Origin of the sequence: Comamonas serinivorans, assembly GCF_002158865.1 — a bacterium.
GTDB lineage: Bacteria > Pseudomonadota > Gammaproteobacteria > Burkholderiales > Burkholderiaceae_C > Comamonas_E > Comamonas_E serinivorans.
Map to the genome: position 1 here is coordinate 3,102,051 of NZ_CP021455.1, position 24,332 is coordinate 3,126,382.

The 24,332-nt window shown below is 69.1% G+C and carries 24 protein-coding genes, 2 tRNA genes and 3 pseudogenes; 11 read left to right on the top strand and 18 right to left on the bottom strand.

All coding sequences use genetic code 11. The annotated features are described in order from the left end of the window. Positions 1-193: 193 nt before the first annotated feature. The 13 genes from CCO03_RS13110 to CCO03_RS13170 all read right to left on the bottom strand — a co-directional run bounded on the left by CCO03_RS13110 (position 194) and on the right by CCO03_RS13170 (position 9,033). A complete protein-coding gene (locus CCO03_RS13110; protein ID WP_087281721.1) occupies positions 194-538 on the bottom strand; it encodes a YqcC family protein in 345 nt (114 codons plus the stop codon). Positions 539-645: 107 nt separating this feature from the next. Further along, positions 646-720, bottom strand: a tRNA-Val gene (locus tag CCO03_RS13115). Positions 721-823: 103 nt separating this feature from the next. Continuing rightward, positions 824-898: transfer RNA gene (locus CCO03_RS13120), tRNA-Val, on the bottom strand. Between the two features lie 149 nt (positions 899-1,047). Continuing rightward, on the bottom strand, positions 1,048-1,764 hold the full coding sequence (gene dnaQ, locus CCO03_RS13125; protein ID WP_087281723.1) for a DNA polymerase III subunit epsilon: 717 nt from the start codon (positions 1,762-1,764) through the stop codon (positions 1,048-1,050). 34 nt (positions 1,765-1,798) lie between these two features. Further along, positions 1,799-2,137, bottom strand: a complete 339-nt coding sequence (gene fdx / locus CCO03_RS13130) for an ISC system 2Fe-2S type ferredoxin (RefSeq protein ID WP_087281725.1) — start codon at positions 2,135-2,137, stop codon at positions 1,799-1,801. A 13-nt stretch (positions 2,138-2,150) separates the two neighbouring features. Continuing rightward, entirely contained in the window at positions 2,151-4,022 is a 1,872-nt protein-coding gene (gene hscA / locus CCO03_RS13135; protein ID WP_087281727.1) for a Fe-S protein assembly chaperone HscA, read from the bottom strand. Positions 4,023-4,162: 140 nt separating this feature from the next. Then, a complete protein-coding gene (gene hscB, locus CCO03_RS13140) occupies positions 4,163-4,693 on the bottom strand; it encodes a Fe-S protein assembly co-chaperone HscB (protein ID WP_087281729.1) in 531 nt (176 codons plus the stop codon). 33 nt (positions 4,694-4,726) lie between these two features. Next, positions 4,727-4,963 (bottom strand): hypothetical protein, encoded by a 237-nt coding sequence (locus CCO03_RS13145; protein WP_087281731.1) that lies wholly within the window; start codon positions 4,961-4,963, stop codon positions 4,727-4,729. Then, on the bottom strand, positions 4,956-5,279 hold the full coding sequence (iscA, locus tag CCO03_RS13150) for an iron-sulfur cluster assembly protein IscA (RefSeq protein ID WP_087281733.1): 324 nt from the start codon (positions 5,277-5,279) through the stop codon (positions 4,956-4,958). The genes CCO03_RS13145 and iscA overlap by 8 nt, the downstream gene beginning before the upstream one ends. A 122-nt stretch (positions 5,280-5,401) precedes the next feature. Beyond that, positions 5,402-5,791, bottom strand: coding sequence for a Fe-S cluster assembly scaffold IscU (gene iscU, locus CCO03_RS13155; RefSeq protein ID WP_087281735.1), 390 nt, complete (start codon positions 5,789-5,791; stop codon positions 5,402-5,404). 107 nt (positions 5,792-5,898) lie between these two features. After that, positions 5,899-7,119 carry an IscS subfamily cysteine desulfurase gene (locus CCO03_RS13160; protein WP_087281737.1) on the bottom strand — a complete coding sequence of 407 codons (1,221 nt, stop codon included), beginning with the start codon at positions 7,117-7,119 and terminating at the stop codon, positions 5,899-5,901. Between the two features lie 70 nt (positions 7,120-7,189). Next, positions 7,190-7,717 (bottom strand): Fe-S cluster assembly transcriptional regulator IscR, encoded by a 528-nt coding sequence (gene iscR, locus CCO03_RS13165; protein ID WP_087281739.1) that lies wholly within the window; start codon positions 7,715-7,717, stop codon positions 7,190-7,192. 482 nt (positions 7,718-8,199) lie between these two features. Continuing rightward, complete coding sequence (locus CCO03_RS13170) at positions 8,200-9,033, bottom strand: metallophosphoesterase (protein ID WP_087281742.1); 834 nt, start codon at positions 9,031-9,033, stop codon at positions 8,200-8,202. A gap of 305 nt (positions 9,034-9,338) precedes the next feature. Between CCO03_RS13170 and CCO03_RS13175 the strand changes: the two genes are divergently transcribed. The 3 genes from CCO03_RS13175 to CCO03_RS13185 all read left to right on the top strand — a co-directional run bounded on the left by CCO03_RS13175 (position 9,339) and on the right by CCO03_RS13185 (position 12,355). Further along, a complete protein-coding gene (locus CCO03_RS13175; RefSeq protein WP_087281744.1) occupies positions 9,339-9,863 on the top strand; it encodes an FKBP-type peptidyl-prolyl cis-trans isomerase in 525 nt (174 codons plus the stop codon). Between the two features lie 230 nt (positions 9,864-10,093). Next, positions 10,094-11,299, top strand: a complete 1,206-nt coding sequence (locus CCO03_RS13180; RefSeq protein WP_236903804.1) for a lytic murein transglycosylase — start codon at positions 10,094-10,096, stop codon at positions 11,297-11,299. 177 nt (positions 11,300-11,476) lie between these two features. Next, positions 11,477-12,355, top strand: coding sequence for an EamA family transporter (locus tag CCO03_RS13185; protein ID WP_205690407.1), 879 nt, complete (start codon positions 11,477-11,479; stop codon positions 12,353-12,355). 243 nt (positions 12,356-12,598) lie between these two features. Here CCO03_RS13185 and CCO03_RS13190 read toward each other — a convergent pair whose 3' ends face one another. From CCO03_RS13190 to CCO03_RS13200, 3 genes are all read right to left on the bottom strand, one after another. Further along, positions 12,599-13,915: a beta-ketoacyl-[acyl-carrier-protein] synthase family protein gene (locus CCO03_RS13190; protein WP_087281751.1), complete on the bottom strand. Its 1,317-nt coding sequence runs from the start codon at positions 13,913-13,915 to the stop codon at positions 12,599-12,601. Between the two features lie 5 nt (positions 13,916-13,920). After that, positions 13,921-14,175 (bottom strand): acyl carrier protein, encoded by a 255-nt coding sequence (locus CCO03_RS13195; protein ID WP_087281753.1) that lies wholly within the window; start codon positions 14,173-14,175, stop codon positions 13,921-13,923. Positions 14,176-14,247: 72 nt separating this feature from the next. Continuing rightward, the gene (locus CCO03_RS13200; protein WP_236903807.1) at positions 14,248-14,895 is read right to left on the bottom strand and encodes a phosphatase PAP2 family protein; all 648 of its coding nucleotides are present in this window, start codon (positions 14,893-14,895) and stop codon (positions 14,248-14,250) included. 339 nt (positions 14,896-15,234) lie between these two features. On the opposite strand from CCO03_RS13200, the pseudogene CCO03_RS20445 reads away from it, so the two are divergent. From CCO03_RS20445 to cbiB, 4 genes and pseudogenes are all read left to right on the top strand, one after another. Continuing rightward, positions 15,235-16,002 (top strand): annotated as a pseudogene (locus CCO03_RS20445) (ABC transporter ATP-binding protein); the annotation flags it as partial. A 517-nt stretch (positions 16,003-16,519) separates the two neighbouring features. Continuing rightward, positions 16,520-17,089, top strand: coding sequence for a cob(I)yrinic acid a,c-diamide adenosyltransferase (cobO, locus tag CCO03_RS13210; protein WP_087281759.1), 570 nt, complete (start codon positions 16,520-16,522; stop codon positions 17,087-17,089). 327 nt (positions 17,090-17,416) lie between these two features. Next, positions 17,417-17,989, top strand: a pseudogene (bluB, locus tag CCO03_RS20450) (5,6-dimethylbenzimidazole synthase); the annotation flags it as partial. Positions 17,990-18,318: 329 nt separating this feature from the next. After that, positions 18,319-19,470 (top strand): adenosylcobinamide-phosphate synthase CbiB, encoded by a 1,152-nt coding sequence (gene cbiB / locus CCO03_RS13220; protein ID WP_087281763.1) that lies wholly within the window; start codon positions 18,319-18,321, stop codon positions 19,468-19,470. Between the two features lie 557 nt (positions 19,471-20,027). Here cbiB and CCO03_RS13225 read toward each other — a convergent pair. Together CCO03_RS13225 and CCO03_RS20460 are read right to left on the bottom strand one after the other, a co-directional pair. Then, a complete protein-coding gene (locus CCO03_RS13225) occupies positions 20,028-20,333 on the bottom strand; it encodes a YkvA family protein (RefSeq protein ID WP_087281765.1) in 306 nt (101 codons plus the stop codon). A 265-nt stretch (positions 20,334-20,598) separates the two neighbouring features. Then, the gene (locus CCO03_RS20460) at positions 20,599-20,790 is read right to left on the bottom strand and encodes a hypothetical protein (protein WP_236903810.1); all 192 of its coding nucleotides are present in this window, start codon (positions 20,788-20,790) and stop codon (positions 20,599-20,601) included. Positions 20,791-20,914: 124 nt separating this feature from the next. Between CCO03_RS20460 and coaBC the strand changes: the two genes are divergently transcribed. From coaBC to dut, 4 genes and pseudogenes are all read left to right on the top strand, one after another. Beyond that, the gene (coaBC, locus tag CCO03_RS13235; RefSeq protein ID WP_087281767.1) at positions 20,915-22,129 is read left to right on the top strand and encodes a bifunctional phosphopantothenoylcysteine decarboxylase/phosphopantothenate--cysteine ligase CoaBC; all 1,215 of its coding nucleotides are present in this window, start codon (positions 20,915-20,917) and stop codon (positions 22,127-22,129) included. Between the two features lie 399 nt (positions 22,130-22,528). Next, the gene (locus tag CCO03_RS13240) at positions 22,529-23,287 is read left to right on the top strand and encodes a glutathione S-transferase family protein (RefSeq protein WP_087281769.1); all 759 of its coding nucleotides are present in this window, start codon (positions 22,529-22,531) and stop codon (positions 23,285-23,287) included. A 224-nt stretch (positions 23,288-23,511) separates the two neighbouring features. Continuing rightward, a pseudogene (locus CCO03_RS20465) lies at positions 23,512-23,574 on the top strand (urease subunit beta); the annotation flags it as partial. Between the two features lie 243 nt (positions 23,575-23,817). Beyond that, complete coding sequence (gene dut / locus CCO03_RS20470) at positions 23,818-24,267, top strand: dUTP diphosphatase (RefSeq protein ID WP_169717504.1); 450 nt, start codon at positions 23,818-23,820, stop codon at positions 24,265-24,267. Positions 24,268-24,332 lie beyond the last annotated feature (65 nt).

A 24,332-nucleotide genomic window follows, 5' to 3' on the forward strand; every position in this document is an offset into this window, starting at 1 on the left:
GCGCGTGACGCGCAATGAAATGAAGTATCCAGCCACATCGTCGACATTGGCAACGACCATGGCTGTATACCCATGCACGAAAAACGATGAAAGCCGACGTCGAACGAAGCAGGCGCCGCTGTGCGCTGACTGGCTTCCACGCCCGGCCTGGCCTTGCACACCCACGACACGGGCCCTGGGCCCGTGAGGCCTGTCAGTGCGAGGCGCCTTGAGCCGAAAGCATGGCGTCGATCTGCTGCAGGCACGCGAGCACGCGCGCGGGCCACGGCGTCAGGGCCTTGCCCTGCCACTCGTACTCGGCCAGCGGGTGAATGTCGCACTTGGCTGGCAAGGCCGCCTGCGCGTCCAGCAGCGCATGCATGCGCGGCACGAACACCCACTGCAGCCACTGCTCGATGCGCAAGGTGTCGAACATGAACGGCACGCTGGACTGCAGGGCCTCATCCGAGGGCGGTGTGGCGTCCCAGAGCCCGGCTGCCTGCATTTCGGCTTCCAGAACGTGCAACTGCGTGCGCAGTGCGGTGTCGATGTCGCTCATGCTGCCTGTCCTCACGCGGCCCACCGGTGAATCGAGGGAGACCCCGGTGGCCCTTTGCAAAAAGCCAAAGCAAAAGGGCTCGGCGTTTCCGCCAAGCCCCAAAAATGTGGTGGGTGATACATGGATCGAACATGTGACCCCTGCCGTGTGAAGGCAGTGCTCTACCGCTGAGCTAATCACCCGGTGTCTTCGGTCGCCGCGCAGCCCTTTCGGGAAGGGCACAGTAACCTGACAGAAACTGTGGGCCTGGCAACACCTGTGTGTCATGCGCCAAACCGCAAAAACTGGTGGGTGATACATGGATCGAACATGTGACCCCTGCCGTGTGAAGGCAGTGCTCTACCGCTGAGCTAATCACCCCATTTCAGCTGGTTGAACGCCGCTTTTGCCTTGCTGGGTGCTCAATTGACAAGTCAACCGGACCCTGCACCGCTCAACTGCTGCAGTGCGTTCATTCAAGGAAGCTTCTCGCTCGCTGAAAGATTGGATTATGGCATAAAAAAGCCGCTTCAAGCAACCGGCTCAAAGATTTTCCAAAGCGTTTGCTGGCCACTGGCCTTGTCGATCTGCGCCAGCACGCTGGCGTGTGCAGCGAGTTCGGCTTCGTTCGCCCGCAGCACGGGCAACACGTACTGGCTCAGGTCCACGCGAACGACGCGCCGTGCTTCGCTGACACTGTCGTCGTCGCCATCGAGCATCAGCGCGTTCTGGCCGCGCGTCATGTTGATGTAGACGTCAGCCAGCAACTCGGCATCGAGCAAGGCGCCGTGCAGGGTGCGGCCCGAGTTGTCCACCTCCAGCCGGTCGCACAGCGCATCGAGGCTGTTGCGCTTGCCTGGGAACAGTTCCTTGGCCATGACCAGCGTGTCGACCACGCCGCTCACGTGGTCGCTGACCCGGCCCAGCTTCAAGCGGGCGAACTCGGCGTTGAGGAAGCCCACGTCGAACGGCGCGTTGTGGATGATGAGCTCTGCGCCTGCGATGTAGTCGACGATCTGCCGCGCCACCTCGGCGAACTTGGGCTTGTCGCGCAGGAACTCGGTCGTGATGCCGTGCACGCGCAGCGCTTCCTCGTGGCTGTCGCGCTCCGGGTTGATGTAGAGGTGCAGGTTGTTGCCGGTGAGCTTGCGGCCCACCAGCTCCACGCACCCCAGCTCGAGCAGGCGGTCGCCCCCCTCGGCGTACAAGCCGGTGGTTTCGGTATCGAGGACGATCTGTCGACTCATGCGAAGCGGCTCCTGCAGGTGACCCGGCCGCGGGTCAATGGTTTTCCTTGGCGTGGTTGACCGAGTACTTGGGGATCTCGATGGTCACGTCCTGCTGGCCCAGGATGGCCTGACACGACAGGCGCGAGGTCGGCTGCAGCCCCCAGGCGCGGTCCAGCATGTCCTCTTCGTTTTCCTCGGGCTCGGACAGCGAGTCGTAGCCCGCCTTCACCACCACGTGGCAGGTGGTGCAGGCGCACACCATCTCACAGGCGTGCTCCATCTCGACCCCGTTTTCCAGCATCGCCTCGCACAGGGATGTGCCGGCTGGCGCTGTGATTTCCTTGCCCTCGGGGCAATACTCGTGGTGCGGAAGAATCTTGATCGTTGGCATGGCGGACGTGGATTTACAGCGACTGGATGGACTTGCCAGCCAGGGCCTTCTGGATGTTCTGGTTCATGCGCTCGGCGGCAAAGGCTTCGGTGCCCTTGGCCAGCGCCTCGCTCGCGGCTTCGATGGCGGCAGCCGTGGCGTCGTCGGCCAGCATGGTCTGCCTCAACTGGGCCAACAGGCGGTCGATGGCCGCGCGCTCATCGTCCTGCAGCAGCTGGCCGTCGGCCGCCAAGGCGCTTTCGGTGGCCATGAGCAGGCGATCCGCATCCACCTTGGCCTCGACCAGGGCGCGCGCCGCCATGTCGGCTTGCGCCGTGGCAAAGCCGTCCTGCAGCATCTGGGCGATCTGCTCATCGCTGAGGCCATACGAGGGCTTCACGTCGATGCGCGCCTCGACGCCGCTGGTGGTCTCGCGCGCATCCACGCTGAGCAAGCCGTCGGCATCGACCGTGAAGGTGACGCGGATGCGCGCCGCCCCGGCCGCCATGGGCGGGATGCCGCGCAACTCGAACCGCGCGAGGCTGCGGCAATCGGCCACCAGGTCGCGCTCGCCCTGCACCACGTGCAGCGCCAGCGCGGTCTGGCCGTCCTGGTAGGTGGTGAAGTCCTGCGCCATGGCCGTGGGGATGGTCTGGTTGCGCGGCACGATGCGCTCGACCAGGCCGCCCATGGTTTCCAGCCCCAGCGACAGCGGAATCACGTCGAGCAGCAACAGCTCGCCATCGGGGTTGTTGCCGGCGAGCTGGTTGGCCTGCACGGCCGCGCCCAGCGCCACCACCTCGTCGGGATTCAGGTCCGTCAGCGGCGGCCGGCCAAACACCTGGGCCACAGCCGCACGGATTTGCGGCATGCGCGTGGCACCGCCCACCATCACCACCTGCGCCACGTCGTCCACGGCCAGATTGGCGTCGGCCATGGCCGCGTGCAACACACGCAGGCAACGCGCCGTGAGCGCTTGGGTCGCGGCTTCGAAGGCCTCGCGTGTGACCTTCAACGTCACGGTGCCACCGTGGCGCGGCCAGTGCATGTCGGTCGCCAGCGCCTCGGTCAGGGCCTCTTTGGCCTGACGTGCGGCAGCCAGCTGGGCCAGGCGTTCGTCCGCCGTGGCCTCGCTCTGCCCGGTCTGCGCCACGGCCCAGTGCCGCAGCGCGGCATCGTAGTCGTCGCCACCCAGCGCCGAATCCCCGGCCGTGGCCATCACCTCGAACACGCCCTGCGACAGGCGGAGGATGGACACGTCGAAGGTGCCGCCGCCCAGGTCGAACACCGCATACACCCCCTCGGCCGCGTTGTCCAGGCCATAGGCGATGGCGGCGGCCGTGGGCTCGTTGATGAGGCGCAGGACATTCAGACCGGCCAGTTGCGCGGCGTCCTTGGTCGCCTGGCGCTGCGCATCGTCGAAGTACGCCGGCACGGTGATGACGGCGCCATACAGCTCGTCGTCGAAACTGTCTTCCGCCCGTTGGCGCAAGGTGGCCAGGATTTCGGCGCTGACTTCGACCGGCGACTTGAGGCCGTGCACGGTGTCGACCGCCACCATGCCGGGCTGGTCCACCAGGCGGTAGCTCAGGTGGCCGCTGGCCTGCTGCACATCGGCCAGGCTGCGCCCCATCAGGCGCTTGACCGAGGCGATGGTGTTGGCGGCTTCTTGCTCATCGCCGGCCGGGGCTTGCGCGGCGTGGCCGATCAAGCGCTTGTTGCCTGGCAGATACCGCACCACCGAAGGCAGCAGCACCTGGCCGGCTTCGTCGGGCAGGCATTCGGCCACGCCGTGGCGCACCGCTGCCACCAGCGAATGCGTGGTGCCCAGGTCGATGCCGACGGCGATGCGCCGTTCGTGCGGGTTGGGGGCCTGCCCCGGTTCGGAGATTTGTAGAAGTGCCATGCAACATGCCAGCGCGTGCCAGGGGCGCGCACAGGCCTTTCAACTGAATTCAAAGGGGCCCGCGCCGCTGCGAGCAGGCCAACCCGCGATTGTCGGTGATCGACTTGGCCGGCCGCTGGCCGGCCAAGCCGCGAGACGACTCAGGCCCGTGCGGCTTGAGCCAGCGTGTGGGCGCGTCCCCGCAGGTCGCGCAGAAACTTGTCCAGAAACATCAGCACCCGCACCTGCGCCGCTGCCGCGGGGTAATCACTCGCCTCGTCCAGCAAACCAGCGAGTTGGGCCAATACCCCTGCACGCGTCTGCTCCACCTCGGCCGCGATCTCCTGCACGGCCGCGGCCGACTCGGCGTCATCCAGCGCCTCTCGCCAGCTCATCTGCTGCATGAGGAAGGCCGGCGGCATGGCCGTGTTGTGCTCGGCGTCGATGGCGGCGCCATGCAGCTCGCACAGGTAAGCCGCCCGCCGTTGCGGGTCCTTGAGGCGCTGGTGCGCTTCGTTCACCCGCACCGACCACTGCATGGCCACGCGTTGCGCCGCTGCGCCCTGCGCGGCAAAGCGGTCGGGGTGGGTTTCGCGCTGCAAGGCCTTCCAGCGCGCATCGATCGCCTGGACGTCTTGCGTGAACCGCTCGGGCAGGCCGAACAGCTCGAAGTCGTTGGATTGCAGGTTCATGCCATCACTTCAGAAAAGGGCTGGCGCGCACGCTCAGGCGTCACAGACGGCGCTGCGCAAGGCCGCCGGCAGGTCGTTCAACGCCTGCCGCGGGCCTTGCACGTCCCACACGTCCAGGCAGCAGCCGCAGCCCTGGTTGTCGGACAAGCGCAGCTTCGGGCCCCAGCGGCCCAACCAGGCGTTGACCGCCATCACATCGCGCTCGTTGTCGATGGTCACGCGCACCGTGGTCTTGGCCAGCGGACCGTCGTCGACGGCCGTGTCAGACACGGAAGCTCTCGCCGCAGCCGCAGCGGTCGCGCTCGTTGGGGTTGTTGAACTTGAAGCCTTCGTTCAGGCCCTCGCGCACGAAGTCCAGCTCGGTGCCGTCCAGGTAGGCCAGGCTCTTGGGATCGATGAACAACTTGATGCCCTGGGTTTCGAACATCACGTCTTCCGGGATCGCTTCGTCCACGTACTCGAGCTGGTAGGCCAGGCCCGAGCAGCCCGTGGTCTTGACGCCCAGGCGCACGCCCACGCCCTTGCCGCGCCTGGACAGGTAGCGGTTCACGTGGCGTGCGGCGGATTGAGACAGGGTGACGGACATGGGAAAGCTCGGCGAATGCAGGCGCTGGGCATGCAGGACATGCGGTTGGCGCGAAAAATCAAATGAAGCAGAGTATCAGCCTGTTGCCGTTCAGCCTTGAACGGCAACAGGCCCATACTGCATCAAGCGGTGACTTGCTTCTTGCGGTAGTCGTCCACCGCGGCCTTGATCGCGTCCTCGGCCAGGATGGAGCAGTGGATCTTCACGGGCGGCAGGGCCAGTTCTTCGGCAATCACGCTGTTCTTCAGCGCTGCCGCTTCGTCCAGCGTCTTGCCCTTGACCCACTCGGTGACCAGCGAGCTCGACGCAATGGCCGAGCCGCAGCCGTAGGTCTTGAAGCGTGCATCTTCGATGACGCCGGTCTGCGGGTTCACCTTGATCTGCAGCTTCATCACGTCGCCGCAGGCGGGCGCACCCACCATGCCGGTGCCGACCGTGTCATCGCCCTTGTCGAACGAGCCGACGTTGCGGGGGTTTTCGTAGTGGTCAACCACTTTGTCTGAGTAAGCCATGACGGGCTCCTTTGCTGTGTCGTGAGTTCGTGTTGTTTGGATGCCGTTGCGGGGCGCCAGGTTCAGCGCGGGCAACGGCTGGTGTCAGTGTGCGATCCTGAACCGCGTCAGTGGGCGGCCCACTGGATGGTGGACAGGTCCACGCCATCCTTGTACATCTCCCACAGCGGCGACAGCTCGCGCAGCTTGTCGACGTTGGCGCGGATGGCCTCGATCGCGTAGTCGATGTCCTGCTCGGTCGAGAACCGGCCGATGGTCATGCGCAGGCTGGAATGCGCCAGCTCATCGCTGCGGCCCAGGGCGCGCAGCACGTAGCTGGGCTCCAGGCTGGCCGAGGTGCAGGCCGACCCGCTCGACACCGCCAGGCCCTTGATGCCCATGATGAGCGACTCGCCTTCGACGAAGTTGAAGCTCATGTTGATGTTCTGCGGCACGCGCTGCGTGGCATGGCCGTTGAGGAACACCTGCTCCACATCCTTGAGGCCGTCGACCAGGCGGTTGTGCAGCGCCCAGGCGTGTTCGTTGTCCTTGGCCATTTCGAGCTTGGCCAGGCGGTAGGCTTCGCCCATGCCCACGATCTGGTGCGTGGGCAAGGTGCCCGAACGCATGCCGCGTTCGTGACCGCCACCGTGCATCTGCGCCTCGATGCGCACGCGCGGTTTGCGGCGCACGTACAGCGCGCCAATGCCCTTGGGGCCGTAGATCTTGTGCGAGGCCAGGCTCATCAGGTCGACGGGCAGGTTCTTGAGGTCGATCTCGACCTTGCCCGTGGATTGCGCGGCATCGACGTGGAAGATCACACCGTGTTCACGGCAGATCTTGCCGATGGCGGCGATGTCCTGGATGACCCCCGTCTCGTTGTTGACGTGCATGACGCTGGCCAGGATGGTGTCTGGACGGATCGCGGCCTTGAAGGCCTCGAGGTTCAGCAGACCATCTTCCTGCACGTCCATGTAGGTGACCTCGAACCCCTGGCGCTCCATCTCGCGCATGGTGTCCAGCACGGCCTTGTGCTCGGTCTTCACCGTGATCAGGTGCTTGCCCTTGGTCTTGTAGAACTGGGCCGCGCCCTTGATGGCGAGGTTGTCGGACTCGGTCGCGCCGCTGGTCCAGATGACTTCACGCGGGTCGGCCCCGATCAGGTCGGCCACGTAGCCCCGCGCATCTTCCACCGCCTTCTCGGCTTCCCAGCCCCAGGCATGGCTGCGGCTGGCCGGGTTGCCAAAGTGCTCGCGCAGCCAGGGGATCATGGCGTCCACCACGCGCGGGTCCACGGGGGTGGTGGCGGCGTAGTCCATGTAAATGGGGAAGTGAGGGGTGTCAGACATCGTGTGTGCTTCTTGTTTTGCTGCACTGCAGCATTACCATTGCGAATGGGCCGCGTGGATCACAGCCGACTCAAAACTTGCCACCCAGGGCAAACACCGAATTGGGGGCGTTGACCTGGATGGGTTTGATCACGGGCTCGGCCGAGATCGCGCGTTTGACCAAGGGCTTGGCCTCGACCTGCACGCCGCTGGCCAGCTGCTTGTCGACCAGCTGTTGCAGGGTGACGGACTCGAGGAACTCGACCATCTTGGCGTTCAGCGCGGTCCACAGGTCATGCGTCATGCAGCGGCGGCCGTCGCCCAGGCAATTTTCCTTGCCGCCGCATTGCGTGGCGTCCAGGGGCTCGTCCACCGAGCTGATGATGTCGGCCACGGTGATGGAATCGGCGTCACGACCCAGCGAATAACCGCCGCCGGGGCCACGGGTCGACTCGACCAAGGCATGGCGGCGCAGCTTGCCGAACAGTTGCTCGAGGTACGACAGCGAAATCTGCTGGCGTTGGCTGATGGCCGCGAGCGTGACGGGGCCACCGGCCTCGCGCAAGGCGAGGTCGATCATGGCAGTCACGGCAAAACGACCTTTCGTGGTCAGGCGCATGAAGGCTCCTTGAAGACCTGATTGCCGCCGCGCAACCACGCACGGCGGCAATCATGGGAAAATCCCAATATCGGGCTGACTCAATCGGTGAGCGAGTTCCCGAGCGATTTACTCAAGTATACACCAAGTCCCACCAAATCGCTCAAGTATTCGGTGGGTCGAATCGTTGAGCCATGCGGCGCCAGGCCGTCGCCTGGAGATCAACGCTCGGAACAGCCTGCGATGCGAGCGCCTGTGGCATCCACAACCGCAGACCCTCTGGTCGACGCTCGAAGGCTGAGGCTTTCGCACCGCGCCTCGATCCACACATCACCCGAATGACACCCGATGCCGCTGCGCCACTGCGGCGGCTGGAAGGCTGCCGCCGCCCCATCGGATCGTGCCTGCAGCGATTCAGCGGGATGGCCGACAAGCGCCTGAGGGTCGAAGACCTCCTCTCACCAAGCCGTGCCTGACAGGTGCAAACGGAGAAGGCACCCAGGCTACGCGGGCAGCATGCTGCTCCGCGTGACGCGCGCGGCGGGCGCCAGGCGCTCGAGGTCGAGCAGCGTGAAGTAGCCATGCGGGCGCCAGCCCCCGGTGTCGATGAAGTGCACGTTGCCCAACACCAGGTGGCGGCCCACGGTGGTGTGGCCGTGGATCACGGCGTGGATGTTGCGCACCCGGCTGCTGTCCGCCGTCAGGGCACGGCGTGTGGACCACATGCACTGGCCTGCATCGCTGTGCGGGCTGTCCAGCTCTGCCAGGTTCAGCCGCCGTAGCTCGTGCCAGTCGTTGCCGGGGCAACTGGCATGCACCAGGCCCACCCAACCCGCCGAAGTCGCCACCTCGATGGCTAGCGGCAGCGCCTGCAGGCGCTGCGCCACAGCCTCGCGCTCGGTGGCGCTCAGCGCCGACAGCCATTCGCCGCCTTGGCGCCGGTGGTCCACCGGCGAAAACGGCTGCCCCACCGCCGCACGCCAGGCCATGTAGTCGTGGTTGCCGCACACGGAAAAAAACCAGGGCTCATCGAGCCAGGCCAGCACCTCATGGGACTGCGGCCCGCGATCGACCAGGTCGCCCACGGCAAACAAGCGGTCACATTGGGTGTCGAAGCCGATCTCGTTCAACGCCGCTTGCAGCTCGTCGAAGCAGCCGTGGATGTCGCCGACCGCAAAGTCACGGCCCCGGATGTTGGCGGGGATGCGCTGCACCGCCTGACCGGCGGAGTACACGGGCTGGGCGGCATCGGCGGACGCGGGCGGCCAGCGGCCCGACACCCGATGCGGCCAACCCAGCAGCAGGCGCCAGCGAGACAACGACTGTGACAATTTCATGCAGTGACGGTGGCAGGTGGCACACACCCGGCGGGTGCGACGGAAGTTCTAAATCAGCATAGGCGCCGCACCCCACGGTGTGGGCCTGACTCGCGCCAGTAAGCCCTTCGCGCTACCCTAACGTGTCAATTTGTCACAGAAAAGAAGCAACCAGGCCACACCGCCTGCTCGCCCACGCCGCCTGCCGAGCAGATCGCGCAGCTCACGCAAGGCATGCCGCACGCCCCGCCGGACACCCAGGCTGCACCGGCCGGGCGCCTGACCAAGGTCTGCCGGACAGGCGCCCTGCTGCGACAATCCAGGGCATGGACATTCACACCCCCTGCGTGGTCGCCCTGAGCTGGCGACTGCAAGACACCCTGGGCGACACCCTGGACGAAACCGAGGAGCCCGTTGAATTCTTCGTCGGCGGCGACGACCTGCTGCCCCGCGTTCAGGAAGCGCTGCAAGGCCATGCCAAAGGCGCCGAGCTGCACCTGCACCTCGAGCCCGAAGAGGCTTTCGGCGATTACGACGAAGAGCTGGTTCAGCTGGTGCCACGCGCCAGCCTGCCGGCTGGCATCGAAGAAGGCATGACCATCGAGGGCATCGCCCTGCCTGCGTCGATCGACGCCAGCGTGCCGCGCGAAGGCCTCTACACCATCACCGAGATCTACCCCGAACACGTGGTGCTGGACGCCAACCACCCACTGGCCGGCATCGCGCTGCGCCTGCACCTGCGGGTGGCGAACGTGCGCGAAGCCACAGAAGCCGAAGTCGGCCATGGCTCGACGGGCACCGGCTTCTTCACCGTGGCGCCCACCGCACCCGGCAGTTCGCAGCTGCACTGAGCCACGCAGGGCGGGCCGTGGGCGCGGCGGAACCGGCCCATCGCTCCACGATCCACGCCCATGCAGGACAAGCCACTGCGGTGGGCCGCCGGGTCGGGCAGCCGCCTCTGCGGGCCACGCCCGCCTGACCATCGGTGCATGCCCACTCCCGTATAGTGCCGCGCATGCGCAACCGAGCCCTCTTCCCCACCCGCCGTTCCCTGAGCCTTCACCGTTTCTGGGCACCCGCCGTGCTGGCCGCCGCCCTGGCCAGCGGCGCCCACGCGCAGACCGCCGCACCCAGTCCCGAGGCCCCACCGGTGCTGAGCCAGGCCGAATTCCAGGCCTGCCTGGCCCGGCTGCAGGACACCCAGGCCTTTGCCAACCTCTCGGACGACACCTTCCGCCGCTACACGGCCACGCTGACGCCCGACGCCACCGTGCTGCCGCTGCTCAACCGCCAGCCCGAGTTCAGCCTGCCCGTGTGGGACTACCTGGCCATGCTGGTCGACGAGCAGCGCGTGGCCGATGGCAAGGCCGGCTACGCCCGCTGGCAGAACGAGCTGCGCCAGATCGAACAACGCTTTGGCGTGCCGGCCGACATCGTCGTCGGCGTCTGGGGCGTGGAGAGCAACTTCGGCCAAAACCTGGGCGGACGCTCGCTGGTGCAATCGCTGTCCACGCTGTCGTGCTTCGGCCGCCGCCAGGCTTACTTCAGCGGCGAATTCGCGGCGGTGCTGCGCATCCTGCAGGAAGGCCACATGACCGAGGACAAACTGCGCGGCTCCTGGGCTGGCGCGTTCGGGCAGACGCAGTTCATGCCCTCGACCTTTTTCCGCAGCGCCGTCGACTTTGACGGCGACGGCCGGCGCGACATCGTCGACTCGGTGCCCGACGCCCTGGCCTCGACCGCGCAATTCCTGAAAAACGCCGGCTGGCGCACCGGCCAGCCCTGGGGCTGGGAGGTGCAAGTGCCCCGCGGCTTCGACACCCGCGGCGCGGGCCGCAAGGCCAAAAAGCCCCTGGCGACGTGGCGCGCCGCCGGCTTCACGCTGGTGAACGGCCAGCCCCTGCCCGACACGCTGGACAGCGCCGGCCTCATGATCCCGGCGGCCGGGGGCCCGGCCTTCCTCGTGGGCCGCAACTTCGATGCGCTCTACAGCTACAACGCCTCGGAAAACTACGGGCTGGCCATCGCGCAGCTGGCGAACGTGATCGGGGGCCGCAGCGCCCAGGTCGGCTTCGTCACGCCCTGGCCGACCGACGACCCGGGCCTGTCGCGCGCGCAAAACCGCGAGCTGCAGATTCGCCTCTTGGGCCTGGGCCACGCCATCGGCGAGCCCGACGGCATGATCGGCGCCAAGACCCGCGAGGCCATCCGCGCCGAGCAGCAGCGCCTGGGCATGACCGTGGACGGCCGCGCAGGCCAGAAGCTGCTGCGCGCCTTGTCACAGTAAGCATGCAACAGGGTATTCAGCCACTGCCGTTTTGATGTAAACGGCGACTGCCTGATACCCCATCTTCAATCACCCAACCCACCGCAGCCAGGCAACGACACCCAGGCCACCTCACCGCCTCGTTCGCTGCCGCCGCGCCCCCGCCCTATGCCTGCATCGCCTGCCCCCGTTGCCAGCCTGCCGCTTCGGCACGCCCTGCTGGCGCTGCTCGTGGCGTTCATCTGGGGCACCAACTTCGTGGTGATGAAGCTGGGGCTGGCCAAGCTGCCGCCGTTCCTCTTCGCCACGCTGCGCTTTGCACTGGTGGCGTTCCCGCTCGCGTTCGTGCTGCCCCGGCCCGCCGTGCCGTGGCGCAACCTGGCGCTGTACGGGCTGCTCATCGGCGTGGGCCAGTTTGCGCTGGTGTTCTTCGCGCTCACGCGCTTCATCTCGCCCGGCATGGTGGCCGTGGTCGTGCAGACGCAGGTCTTCTTCACCATGGGGCTGGCCGTGCTGCTGGCGGGCGAGCGCATCCGCGCGCCGCAGGCGCTGGCCACGGCCATTGCCGCCGTCGGCATCGGCATCATCGCGCTGCACACCGACGGCCACACCACGGCCCTGGGCGTGACGCTGACCCTGATCGCGGCCGCCTGCTGGGCCATGGCCAACATCGCCAGCCGGGCCGCCGCGGGCGCCAACGCGCTGGCCTACGTGGTGTGGTCGGCCCTGTTTGCGGTGCCGCCGCTGCTGGGCCTGTCGCTGTGGCTGGACGGCTGGCCGGCCATCGTGCATGGCCTGCACGCGGCCGACGGCTGGACCTGGCTGGCGGTGCTGTGGCAATCCGTGGGCAACTCGATGCTGGGCTACGGCGCCTGGGCCTGGCTGATGGGCCGCTACCCGGCGGCCAGCATCAGCCCGTTTGCGCTCACGGTGCCGATCTTCGGCCTCGCGACCTCGGTCTGGGTGCTGGGCGAGCCCCTGCCGGGCTGGAAGCTGCTGGCTGCGGCCCTGGTGCTGGGCGGCCTGGCCCTGAACCTGGTCTGGCCCCGGCTGGCCGCACGCTGGCACGCGCGCTGACGGGGCTGATCGCCACGCGCGCCCTGTCGGCGCCGTCGAAGCGGGTGGTTCTGGGCGTCGATCAACACCTGCTGAAGGATGCGTGGGCGGTCGCCGCTGGGCGCCGTGGACCTGTGTGCACACCCGGCGGCGGCGATGGGCGAACCCGATATCTCATGCAAGCTTTAACAGAGTATCCAGCACTTCCCGTTGGCGACTCATCGGGATTCAGCCCATACCCCGATTCACCCCCATCACCCCAGCTCAGGCGCGTTCGAACACCAAGGCCACGTTGCTGCCGCCAAAGGCGAACGAGCTGCTGACCGCCGCGCGCACATCGGGTGCCGCCTGATCGCCGAGTTGCACCAGGTTCAAGGGGCAGTCGGGGTCGTTGGGGCTCAGCCGGGAAAGGTCCTCGCCCCCCGCGGGCTCGCCCGCTGCGGCGGTGGCGCGGTCCGTCCCGGGCTGGGCCGACGCGCCGGCGTTGTCGCCAGCCACAGGGCCATTGACGTTGGGCGGCAGCTGGCCGCGCACCAGCGCGCCTATGGTGATGACGGCTTCGAGTGCGCCGGCCGCGCCCAGCAGGTGGCCGTGCAGGGCCTTGGTGCTGCTCACCTTCAGACCGGGTAAGGCATCGCCCCAGACCTGCTGCAGGGCCTGCCACTCGACCACGTCGCCCGCGCGCGTGGCCGTGCCGTGTGCGTTGCAGTAGCCGATGTCGGCGGGCTGCAGCCCAGCCTGGCGCAGGGCGGCGCGCAAGGCGCGGGCCTGGCCCTCGGCATCGGGCTTGGTCAGGTGGGTGGCGTCGCAGCTGTGGCCCCAGCCGGCCAGGCGCGCATGGCTGCGCGCGCCCCGGGCGGCGGCCCGCTCGGCCGACTCGAGCACGACGAAAGCCGCGCCCTCGCCCAGCGCAAAGCCACTGCGCGCCTGGGCAAAGGGCCGCACACAGCGCGCGGCCTCGCCCGCGTCAAACGCGGCCAGGGTCATCATGGCCTGCCAGGCCAGCACCACGCCCGGCACGATCAGCGCCTCGGCGCCACCGGCGATGGCGACGTCGACCTCGCCCAGGGCCACGGCCTTGGCGGCCTCGGCCAGCGCCGCTGCGCCCGAGGCGCAGGCCATCGAATAGGTGAGCACCGGCCCTTTGGCGCCATGCCGCATGGCCACGTGCGACGCGGGCGCGCTGGGCATGAAGGCGGGGATGGTCAGCGGCGGCACGCGGCCGTTGCCGCCCATGCCGCCGCGGTAGGCGTTTTCCAGCGCCACGGCGCCGCCCATGCCGCAGCCGCCATACACGCCGATGCGTTCGGGCGCCACGTCACCGAGTCCGCCCGCGTCCTGCACCGCCAGCGAGGCCGCCGCCACGGCCATCTGGCTCACGCGGTCTAGCCCGACCAGCTGCAGCTTGCTGAGCCAGGGCGACGGATCGAACGCGATGGTGGCGGCCGCCGCCGGCTTGGCCAGCTCGGGAAACACGGGGCGGATGGCCGACTCGCCGCGCAGCACGGCGGCCATCAGGGTGTCGAGGTCCTGCCCATGCGGCGAGATGACGCCCAGGCCGGTGATGGCAACGCCTGCCATGCGGTTCAACCTTGCCCTTCGCTGGCGGCCTTCTCGGCCAGGGCCTTGTCCACGGCGTTGGCCAGGCCTTGCAGCGTCTCGATGTCGTCACTCTGGTCGGGCAGCGAGATCTTGTAGCGGTCTTCCACGTCGAACACGAACTCCACGATGGTCAGCGAGTCCAGGCCCTTCTCGCGCAGCGATTCCTGGGGATCGATGGCGGCGGCGTCGATGTCGAATTTGTCCTGGATCAGGGCCTGAAGTTCTTGAAGCGTGCTCATGAGGCGGTGAAGTCTGTCGTGCTTGGCGGGGATGATAGCGGCACGCCCTGCAGGGTTTTGCGTCAGCGCGGCTCAGTCGGGCCGCGGGTGCCAGCGCAGCGATGCCCAGGCGTACACCGCACCCAGCGCCGCGCCGGCCAGCACGTCCAGCACCACGTGCTGGCGCACCGCCAGCGTCGAGTAGGCGATGGCCACGAACCACAGCCAGTTGAGGGCCGCCAGCCAGCCCGGCGCCCCGATGCGGCGCAGCAGGTGCGCGACCCAGGCCGCGGTGAACATCGAGATGGCGACGTGCATGGACGGGCAGGCGTTGCCGGCCGCATCCACGCCCTTGAGCACGGCCATCAGCGCCGGCGCGTCGGCCGGCACGCCCAGCGCCGGAATCTGGGTGGGCCAGAGGGCGAACAGCGCCAGCCCGGTGAGGCACAAGGCGCCCGACCACAGGCCGTAGGCGAACAGGCTGCGGAAGTCGCGCAACAACCCCGGCGCCACGCCCACGTAGACCCACAGCGAGAGGTACGGCACCAGCGCCCAGCCCTGAAAGCTCACCCAGTGGTCCAGTGGCGTCAGCGGCACCAGGTGCACGGGCCCGGTCGGGTTGCGCAGCAACTCGAAATAACCCACGAAAAACAGCCAGGTCCAGGTGGTGGTGCCAATCAGCTTGAGCCAGAACAGGCGGCGCAGGCGCTGACCCAGGTCAGCGGTCCAGGAAGAATCCATGTGGGCAGGGTGGGCGCAGGCCATCGGTGCGGGCGCCACCAGGTGACGGGCCGGACGAGGGCATCGCGCCCGCAGGTCGGGCAAAGCGCGCATCTTGCCTGAAGCCCCCATGGCCGCTGCCCCGCGGGGGCGACTGCACGAACCCGGCTGCTGACGCCACCGGAAACCGACCACGCCGAGACACGCACCTCACCACAGGCGACCTCGCGCTGCGCGCCCCTCGGCACAGCGGCGACAATCGCCGGCAGCATGTGCTGCTCGCCCCCGGCGGCGTGCCTGGTCCCCAGGCCGCCCCCGGCCTGACCCGCGCGCCCGTGCTGCCCGACCTGTCTCCGCGCCATGCCCCTTGTCCCGACCTCCTCTTCCGTTGCTGCGGCGCCCGCCCTGCAGGTGCATCGCCTGCACGTGACGCTGGGCGGTGCGCGCCATGGGCGTGAGGTGATCCGCGACCTGGACCTGGCACTGCCCGCAGGCCGCTGGACCGCCATGGTCGGCCCGAACGGCGCGGGCAAATCGACCCTGCTGGCCACCCTGGCCGGCCTGCGCCCCGCCCAGGGCGCCATCCACTGGCAGGGCCAGCCGCTGGCCGACTGGCCGGAGCGTGCGCGCGCGCGCCACCTGGTCTGGCTGGCGCAAGGCCAGGGCGGCGCCGAAGACCTCACGGTGTGGGATGTGGCCATGCTGGGCCGCCTGCCGCACCAGCCTTGGCTGGCCCCGCCCAGCGCGGCCGACGAGCGCGCCGTGGCCCAGTCGCTGGCCGCCGTGGGCGCCCTTGCCTGGCGCGACCGCGCACTCAGCCAGCTGTCGGGTGGTGAACGCCAGCGCGTGCTGCTGGCCCGCGCCCTGGCCACCGAGGCCCAGGTGCTGCTGATGGACGAGCCGCTGGCCAACCTGGACCCCCCGCACCAGGCCGACTGGGTGCAGATCGTGCGCCGCCTGGTCGCCCAGGGCAAAACCGTGGTCAGCGTGCTGCACGAGCTGAACATCGCCCTGCTGGCCGATGAGCTGGTCGTGCTGCGGCAGGGCCAACTGCGCCACCAGGGCCCGTGTGGCGACGCCGACACCCACCGCGCGCTGGAGGCCGTGTTCGATCACCGCATCCGCGTGCAGACCGATCCCGGCCACGCCGGTGGACATGTCGTCAGCCTGCGGCTTTCGCCCGATGCCACGCCCGCGCCGGGTGGTCTGCCCCACGCGGACAGCCTGACGCCAGACCGCTTGCATCAGGACGGCCCGGCCAGGAACGGCCCGGCCAGGAAGGGCCCGGCCAGGAACGGCCCGGCCAGGAAGGGCCCGGCCAGGAGCGGCCCGACGCAGGAGGCGCTGCCCCGTGGCTGAGCGACTTGCCACCGTCGCCCACCCGAAGCGCGCAAGCCCCTCGGCCCATCGGACCTGCCCAGACCCGGGCGCGCCAGCACAGCTGCGCCAACACGGCCGTCCCCGCGCCACGCCACCGGGCCGGCCTGCCGCAGCGTCAACACAGGCCCTCGAACACCCGCGGGCACGCCCGCCAAGCGGGCGCCAGTCAGCCCCACTTTTCACACAGTATGCAGCCATCCCCGATTCAATTTGAACGGCGAATCACCCATACTCCATTCACCAATTCTTTCCGACACAACACCCCATGCAGATTGAAACGCCTCCCGTGGACCGCGACGTGCCCAAGCCCGATGGCGAGCGCCGTGGCCTCATCCTGGTGAACACCGGCAACGGCAAAGGCAAGAGCACCGCGGCCTTCGGCCTGGCCCTGCGCGCCACTGGCCGGGGCAAGGCCGTGAAGATCTTCCAGTTCATGAAGGTGCCCACGGCCCGTTTTGGCGAACACCGCATGTTCGACAAGCTGGGCCTGCCCATCGTCGGCCTGGGCGACGGCTTCACCTGGAAGAGCCGCGACCTGGACCAGTCGGCCGAGCTGGCGCGCCACGGCTGGGAACAGGCCAAGGCCGCCATCCTGAGCGGCGAGTTCTTCCTCGTCGTGCTCGACGAAATCACCTACCCGCTGATCTACGGCTGGCTGCCGCTCGAGGAGGTGATCGCCACGCTGCACAGCCGGCCCAAGGACGTGCACGTCTGCCTGACGGGCCGCCGCTGCCCACAGGAGATCGTGGACATCGCCGACACCGTGACCGAGATGACGCTGGTCAAGCACGCCTTCAAGGCCGGCATCCCCGCGCAGCGCGGCATCGAGGATTGACACCATGCGACGGATCGCCTGGGGTATGCATGCATTTTCGATATCGAATCATCGGGTTTCGACGGATACTGTTCAGTTGATCACCCCGGCCACAGGCATGCCCGCACATCCCGCTCCGACGACCCGCGTGCGCATGACCCGCCCCGCCCAGCCGGCCCCTGCCCCATGACCCTGAGCCCGCCCCCCAATCCGCAGGCCCCCGGTGCCGAGCCGGCCGCTGCGTCGCCCGACCCCGCGCAGGCGCCCAACGCACCCGGGGCTGGCGCCCACGCCTTCAGTGCCGCCGAGCGCGAGGCCGTGTACCGCGCCATCCACGAACGCCGCGACATGCGCCATTTCGCCGGCGGCCGGGTCGATGACGCCACCCTGCAGCGCCTGCTGACCGCTGCGCACCATGCCCCCAGCGTCGGCTTCATGCAGCCGTGGCGCTTCATCCGCGTGCGATCGCGCGAGCGGCGCGCAGCCATCCACGCCCTCGTCGAGCAGGAACGCGTGCTGACCGCACGCGCACTGGGCGAGCGCGAGGACGACTTCATGCGGCTCAAGGTCGAGGGCGTGCTGGAGTGCGCCGAGCTGCTGATCGTGGTGCTGCCCCCGGGCCGCGAGGCACACGTGTTTGGCCGCCGCACGCTGCCCGAAATGGACCTGGCCTCGGCCGCCTGCGCCATCCAGAACCTCTGGCTGGCCGCGCGCGCCGAAGGGCTGGGCATGGGCTGGGTCTCGCTGTTCGACCCGCAAGCCTTGTCCGAGCTGCTGGGCCTGCCCCCCGGCAGCCGCCCCATCGGCGTGCTGTGCCTGGGACCAGTGCCGGCCTTTTACGCCCAGCCCATGCTGGCCGAGGTGGGCTGGGCGCAGCGCCAGCCGCTGGCCGCGCTGTGCTTCGACGAGGGCTGGCCCCAGCCGCCTGACCCGTGTTCGCAATCCATGGCAACGGGCGATGTGGCCAATCGGGATGCGCCTGCGACAGGCGCTGCGCCCGCATCCGGGTGTGCGCCTGGGGCGGAGCCTGCCCCCGTGTCGGCGCCTGGGCGCACGCCGGCCGCTGCCCCGGCCTGCGCCCCGAAAGCCGACGCTGCAGGAACGGGCGACCGCCACCTGCGCGCGTCGGGCACATCGCCCACACCCACACCCGAGGCCATGCCAGCCCGCCCGGCGCCGACAAGCCCCACGCCTCGCCCGGTCGCAGCGGCTGCCAGTGGACCGACACCATCGCCCGACGGGAGCCCCGCATGAGCGCCGCCACCGACACCGCGCCGCTGCACCCCGTCGCCTGGCCCACGTTCGGCGGCGAGGGCTGGTGGCCGCTGGCCCCGCACGGCCAAGGCCACGACGCCTGGTCCTGGCTGCCGACCTGGGCCGAGCTGGGCGCGGCCGCCAGCTCGCCGGCCCTGCCGGTGAACGCGTCCTGGGCGCTGCTGCTCGCTTGCGTGCCGGCCCTGGCGCTGCTGATCGACCGCATGCTGGGCGAGCCCGGCCTGCGCTGGCACCCCGTGGTCTGGATGGGCCACTACCTGGCCGCGTTGGGCCGGCGCATCGCGCCCGAAGCGGCCCATCCGGCCGACCTGTTCCAGAACCGGACCCAGCCCACCGCCAAACCCTTTGTGCTGGGCGCGCTGGCCTGGTGCGGCGGCGCGCTGCTGGTGATGGCCGTGGCCGCCGGGCTGCAGGCGCTGGCCCTGCACCTGCCGATTGCCGGCGCGGTGCTGGTGCTGGCCCTGCTGCTCAAGCCCCTGCTGGCCTGGGCCATGCTGCACGACGAAGTGCTGGCCGTCGAAACAGCGCTGGGCCAGTCGCTGCAAGCGGGGCGCGAGCAACTGTCGCGCCTGGTCAGCCGCGACACCAGCATGCTGGACGAAGCCACGGTGCGCGAATCGGCCATCGAAACCCTGGCCGAGAACCTCTGCGACTCGCTGGTCGCGCCCTTGTTCTGGTTTGCGCTGCTGGGCCTGCCGGGCGCGGCGCTGTACCGCTTTGCCAACACCGCCGACGCCATGTGGGGCTACCCCGGGGCGCGCGGCGGGCGCAACTGGGCCTGGGCCGGCAAGTGGGCCGCCCGCGCCGACGACGTGCTGAGCTGGCTGCCGGCGCGCATCACGGCCGGGTTGCTGATGCTGGGCGCGCCCGGGCTGCTGTGGCGCGCCCTACCCGGCGAAGCCGCCAAGACGCCCTCGCCCAACGGCGGCTGGACCATGGGCGCCATGGCCCTGCGGCTGGGCGTGCGCCTGCACAAGCCCGGCGCCTATGCCCTGCACGACCAGGCCCCGCCGCCCCAGGCCGTGCACACCCTGCTGGCCGCCCGCCGCGCCGGCCTGGCCTGCGCGCTGGCCACCGCGCTGGCCAGCGCCTGTGTGCTGCTGCAGCTGGTTGGCGGGGGTGCCTGATCGTCCAGGTCTGCACGCCGCCTTGCCTCCCGCTCTGGTCGATCACGTCGTGGGCACGGGGGATGCCGCCGGCCACCACGCGCGATCTCGGTCCAGGGGCCGCCGACGTCATCTCGAACGCCGGTCTCGCCGCTCAGGGCTCAAGGGCAGGCACGCTGGTTTGACTGGGCCGGGTCTGTGCTGATGGCAGCCTGACGAGGACGATGCGGGTATAGCCCCCACCCGTCATGGCATCAACGAGAATGAGTGGATACCCTGTTTTCCTCGATGCACCTGCGGCGGCTTTGTCCGTGATGGCGGCGGCCTGGGCCTCGGCCGCTGGCCCAGCGCACCACAGACGACGACAGGAACCACAGCGCTTGTGCGAGGCCACACAAGCCGCCCCATTCCCTCGCCAGGCTTGTTCGTGTTGACGGTCGCCCTGGCGCGACGCACGGGCGAGCGCCAGCGCGCGCCCAGGGGGCCTTTGAGCAGCTGGGGCTGATCCGCACCGTCACGGTTCGCGGGCCTCAGCAAGCCGTTCTGGGCAAGCGGCGCGCAGCCACCCGCCCGCGTGCTCACACCGGGCCGGCAGCGCCCTTCTTGCCCTGGCGGGCCTGCACCTGTGACCGCAAGGCGGCATGCAGGTCGGGCGGCAGAAAGCGCATGGCGAGCTTGAGCAGGAAGAACGCGATCAAGCCGTCATCCAGCCAGCCCAGCACGGGGATCAGGTCCGACACCAGGTCCACCGGGCTGACCACGTAGAGCACCGCGAGCACCGCCACCAGCTTGCTCGCCCAAGGCGCGCGCGGATCGCGCAGCATGGCCCAGATGAGCCTGCCTTCGGTGCGCAGCAGCGCAAACAGCCGTCCCAAACGCCACATCGCGAAGTCCTTTCAAAACCAACCCGGCATGCGCCGAACCCAGCAGGGCCGCACATGATGACGCAGCCGCGAAGTTCAAGGGGCGCGCAAGGGATAGTCTGGTCCGCGTGGGTCCGCCTGTCGATCCGCTGCGGTGCAGCGCACCAGCCACCGCGCCATGGTTCAAGACGGCTTGCCGCGAGCCCAACCCGACTGGCGCATGGCCGAGAGCCGGTGCGCCGAACGGTGCGGTCATGCGGCTCCGAGAGCACGGCAGACGCTGCGTTCACGCCCATGGGTTGTGCGGCGCGGAGCGCGCGTCGCCCCAACGGGTCTGCACAGCTTGCGCCGGCATGTTGGCGTTGATGAGCGCCATCAGCAAGCCGAAGAACGCCAGGAACACCAGGCCCGCGGTGCCCAGCGCCTGCGAGTTGAAAACGCTGATCAGGATGGCGAAGAAGCTCAGGAAGAACACCACGTAGGCGTCTCGCCGCCCACGCCCGTCAAGCCACGCGTGCGGAGCAACCCCATCGTGAACGGCCACGGCGCATGTCGCGTTCGCGCCTGGGCGCGCCCCGGGGGCCTCTGCTACATTGCGCGCCATGACGGATCTGGCAGGCAAACACATCGTGTTGGGGTTGACGGGCGGCGCGGCCTGTTTCAAGGCGGCGGCCCTGTGTCGGCTGCTGACCAAGGCAGGCGCGACGGTGCAGGTGGTGATGACCGAAGCGGCCGAGCAGTTCATCACCGCGACCACCATGCAGGCGCTGTCGGGCCGCACGGTCTACACCTCGCAGTGGGACGCGCGCGAGCCCAACGCCATGGCGCACATCAACCTCTCGCGCGAGGCCGACGCCATCCTCATCGCGCCCACCAGCGCCAATTTCATCGCCCGCCTGGCCCAGGGCCGCTGCGACGAGCTGCTGTCGCTGCTGTGCGTGGCGCGACCGGCGCACCGCGTGCCGCTGCTGCTGGCGCCGTCCATGAACCGCGAGATGTGGGCGTTCCCGGCCACCCAGCGCAACCTGAAACAGGTGGTGGCCGACGGTGCACGGGTGCTGGGCGTGAACGCCGGCGACCAGGCCTGCGGCGAGGTCGGCGATGGCCGCATGCTCGAACCCGAAGAGCTGCTGCAGGACCTGGTGGCCGCGCTCACCCCGCAAACCCTGGCCGGCAAACGCCTGCTGATCACGGCTGGCCCCACCTACGAGGCCATCGACCCCGTGCGCGGCATCACCAACCGGTCCAGCGGCAAGATGGGCTTTGCCATCGCGCGCGCCGCACGCGAGGCCGGCGCCCAGGTCACGCTGGTGGCCGGCCCTGTCAACCTGACCACGCCCCACGGCGTGAGCCGCCTCAACGTGACCTCGGCGCGCGACATGCTGACCGCTGTGCAGGCCCAGGTCGATGCGGCGGACCTGTTCATCGCCACCGCGGCCGTGGCCGACTGGCGCCCCGCCAACGCCGCCGACCAGAAGATCAAGAAGGACGGCTCGGGCCAGGTGCCCGAGCTGGCCTTCGTCGAAAACCCCGACATCCTCGCGACCGTGGCCCACTCGCCGCGCGCCCAGTCCGGCGCGCTGTACTGCGTGGGCTTTGCCGCCGAAAGCCAGGACCTGCTGGCCAACGCCCAAACCAAACGCGCCCGCAAGCAGGTGCCGCTGCTCGTCGGCAACATCGGCCCGCAGACCTTCGGCCTGGACGACAACGCGCTGCTGCTGGTCGACGCCCACGGCCACACCGAGCTGCCACGCGCCGACAAGCTCACGCTGGCGCGCCAGCTGGTGGCCGAGGTGGCCAGGCGGCTGGCGGCCTGAAGTGCCTGGAGCGCCTGACGCCACCCGACGCGCTGACGACCGGCGAGGACGCGGTTGATGCCGCCGGGCGGGCATGGCCGGCCTCCAGCGTCACCCGCACGCCCCGCATCGGCAGGCGCCGGGTTGCCCTCAGATCATGGCGTGCGCAAGAGGATCGGGTGGCCAGCGCGCGACGGCTTCGCTGGCTGGCGGCTATCCGATGAGCGGATACGAGGATCCAACGTCAAAGCAGTATCCCACTCTTGCCGTTGACAACATAACGGCAACCCCGTGATACTGCCACACTCATCGCCACAGAGTCAGCCAGGTGCAGGCTGCCGCCCGCCAGTGCCGCCCCACGCAGCCAGCGCCGATGCGCGACAGCCGTCAGCCACCGGCCGGCGTTCCGAGGAGCCCCCCATGTTGATCATCGGCAACCACATCTCGCCCTATGCCCGCAAGGTGCTGATCGCGCTCGCCATCAAGGGCATCGCCTTCGAACTCGATCCCGTGGTGCCCTACTTCGGCAACGACGCCTTCACGCGGCTGAGCCCGCTGCGCCGCATCCCGGTGCTGGTCGATGGCGACTTCGTGCTCAACGACTCCACCGTCATCTGCGAATACCTGGACGAGGCCTACCCCGAGCCGCCGCTGCTGCCCGCAACGCCGCGCGACCGGGCCCAGGCGCGCTGGATCGAGGAGTACTGCGACAGCCGCATGGGCGAGTCCATCGTCTGGAAGCTGTTCTTCCAGCGCGTCATCGGCCCCTTCGTCTGGAAGCAGCCGACCGACGAGGCGCTGGTGGCCCAGGCCCTGGACCACGACCTGCCCGCCATCCTCGACTGGCTCGAGGGCGTGGCGCCCGCCAGCGGCTTCCTGTTCGGCGAGGCGCCCCTGATGGCCGACATCACCCCGGCCTGCTTCCTGCGCAATGCGGCCATGGCCGGCTGGACCGTGGACGCCGGGCGCTGGCCGCGGTCGGCCGCCTGGATCGCCCGCGTGTGGGCCACGCCGGCCTTCGCCGCCACGCTGCCACTCGAGCACATCCAGCGCACCACACCGCGCCGCGACCTGCGCGCTGCCTTGAGCGCAGCCGGCGTGTGCATCGCCAGCGTGAGCCACGACGACCGCACCCCGCGGCGCGGCGTGCTGACCAGCGGCGCCATCCTGGCGCCTTGATCACTGAGCATTGACTACTGGGTCGATTGGTCGACTCGGCTGCCTCAGCCGGCCTGGCCACGACGCGCTGCAAGAACGGCACCAGCGACCACCCGCAACGGTTCATGCCCAACCAAGCCGTTGCAGGTCGAGCCCATGGCGCGCTGCGGATCGATCGGTTGATCGGGTCTGCACGGATTCGCCGATTTCAGCGCATCTGGTCGAGCGCACCAAGGCCTGGGGGCATGCGGCTGGACATCGCCGCCGGCACCGCCGTGCGTTTCGAGCCTGGCGAAACCCGCGAGGTGACGCGGGTGACCTTGGGTGGCAACGCCGAGGTCTACGGCTTCAGCCGCCTGGCCCAGCGCGCCACGACCGACGACCCCAGCAGCGGCCCGTCAGGGTCGACGTTGCCGGCTCTGAGCATGAACCGCCTGGGCTCTGCACCGAGCCCCTCCACCGCTTCAGACAGGTCTGGGTATGCCGCCTTGTTCATTCAACAACCAACGGGGCTTGAGGCATACTTCGCCATTTTTTCAGACACACCTCCCATGCACCTCGACGTCAAGATCCTCGACGAACGCCTGCGCGGCGCCCTGCCCGCCTACGCCACGCCGGGCAGCGCCGGCCTGGACCTCAAGGCCTGCGTGGCGACGCCCCTCACCCTGGCGCCCGGGCAGACCGAGCTCATCCCCACCGGCCTCGCGATCCACCTGGCCGACCCGGGCTACGCGGCCCTGATCCTGCCGCGCTCGGGCCTGGGCCACAAACACGGCATCGTGCTGGGCAACCTCGTCGGTCTGATCGACAGCGACTACCAGGGCCAGCTCATGGTCAGCGCCTGGAACCGCAGCGCCACGCCGTTCGTGATCGAGCCGCTGGAGCGCCTGGCGCAGCTGGTCATCGTGCCGGTGGTGCAGGCGCAGCTGCGCGTGGTGGAGGATTTCGAGCAGGCCTCCGTCCGCGGCGCAGGCGGCTACGGCTCGACGGGCAAGCTCTGAGCCGCTTCGCCAGCGGCGACGTTCACGCACCAAAGCACACATGCCCGAACGGTTTGCCAAAAGAC

Excerpts from the sequence above, each read along its gene's own strand:
- CCO03_RS13110 (WP_087281721.1), bottom strand. The coding sequence starts at position 538 with ATGAGCGACATCGACACCGCACTGCGCACGCAGTTGCACGTTCTGGAA.
- dnaQ (WP_087281723.1), bottom strand. The coding sequence starts at position 1,764 with ATGAGTCGACAGATCGTCCTCGATACCGAAACCACCGGCTTGTACGCC.
- fdx (WP_087281725.1), bottom strand. The coding sequence starts at position 2,137 with ATGCCAACGATCAAGATTCTTCCGCACCACGAGTATTGCCCCGAGGGC.
- hscA (WP_087281727.1), bottom strand. The coding sequence starts at position 4,022 with ATGGCACTTCTACAAATCTCCGAACCGGGGCAGGCCCCCAACCCGCAC.
- hscB (WP_087281729.1), bottom strand. The coding sequence starts at position 4,693 with ATGAACCTGCAATCCAACGACTTCGAGCTGTTCGGCCTGCCCGAGCGG.
- iscA (WP_087281733.1), bottom strand. The coding sequence starts at position 5,279 with ATGTCCGTCACCCTGTCTCAATCCGCCGCACGCCACGTGAACCGCTAC.
- iscU (WP_087281735.1), bottom strand. The coding sequence starts at position 5,791 with ATGGCTTACTCAGACAAAGTGGTTGACCACTACGAAAACCCCCGCAAC.
- CCO03_RS13160 (WP_087281737.1), bottom strand. The coding sequence starts at position 7,119 with ATGTCTGACACCCCTCACTTCCCCATTTACATGGACTACGCCGCCACC.
- iscR (WP_087281739.1), bottom strand. The coding sequence starts at position 7,717 with ATGCGCCTGACCACGAAAGGTCGTTTTGCCGTGACTGCCATGATCGAC.
- CCO03_RS13170 (WP_087281742.1), bottom strand. The coding sequence starts at position 9,033 with ATGAAATTGTCACAGTCGTTGTCTCGCTGGCGCCTGCTGCTGGGTTGG.
- CCO03_RS13175 (WP_087281744.1), top strand. The coding sequence starts at position 9,339 with ATGGACATTCACACCCCCTGCGTGGTCGCCCTGAGCTGGCGACTGCAA.
- CCO03_RS13190 (WP_087281751.1), bottom strand. The coding sequence starts at position 13,915 with ATGGCAGGCGTTGCCATCACCGGCCTGGGCGTCATCTCGCCGCATGGG.
- CCO03_RS13195 (WP_087281753.1), bottom strand. The coding sequence starts at position 14,175 with ATGAGCACGCTTCAAGAACTTCAGGCCCTGATCCAGGACAAATTCGAC.
- CCO03_RS13200 (WP_236903807.1), bottom strand. The coding sequence starts at position 14,895 with ATGGATTCTTCCTGGACCGCTGACCTGGGTCAGCGCCTGCGCCGCCTG.
- cobO (WP_087281759.1), top strand. The coding sequence starts at position 16,520 with ATGCAGATTGAAACGCCTCCCGTGGACCGCGACGTGCCCAAGCCCGAT.
- cbiB (WP_087281763.1), top strand. The coding sequence starts at position 18,319 with ATGAGCGCCGCCACCGACACCGCGCCGCTGCACCCCGTCGCCTGGCCC.
- CCO03_RS13225 (WP_087281765.1), bottom strand. The coding sequence starts at position 20,333 with ATGTGGCGTTTGGGACGGCTGTTTGCGCTGCTGCGCACCGAAGGCAGG.
- coaBC (WP_087281767.1), top strand. The coding sequence starts at position 20,915 with ATGACGGATCTGGCAGGCAAACACATCGTGTTGGGGTTGACGGGCGGC.
- CCO03_RS13240 (WP_087281769.1), top strand. The coding sequence starts at position 22,529 with ATGTTGATCATCGGCAACCACATCTCGCCCTATGCCCGCAAGGTGCTG.
- dut (WP_169717504.1), top strand. The coding sequence starts at position 23,818 with ATGCACCTCGACGTCAAGATCCTCGACGAACGCCTGCGCGGCGCCCTG.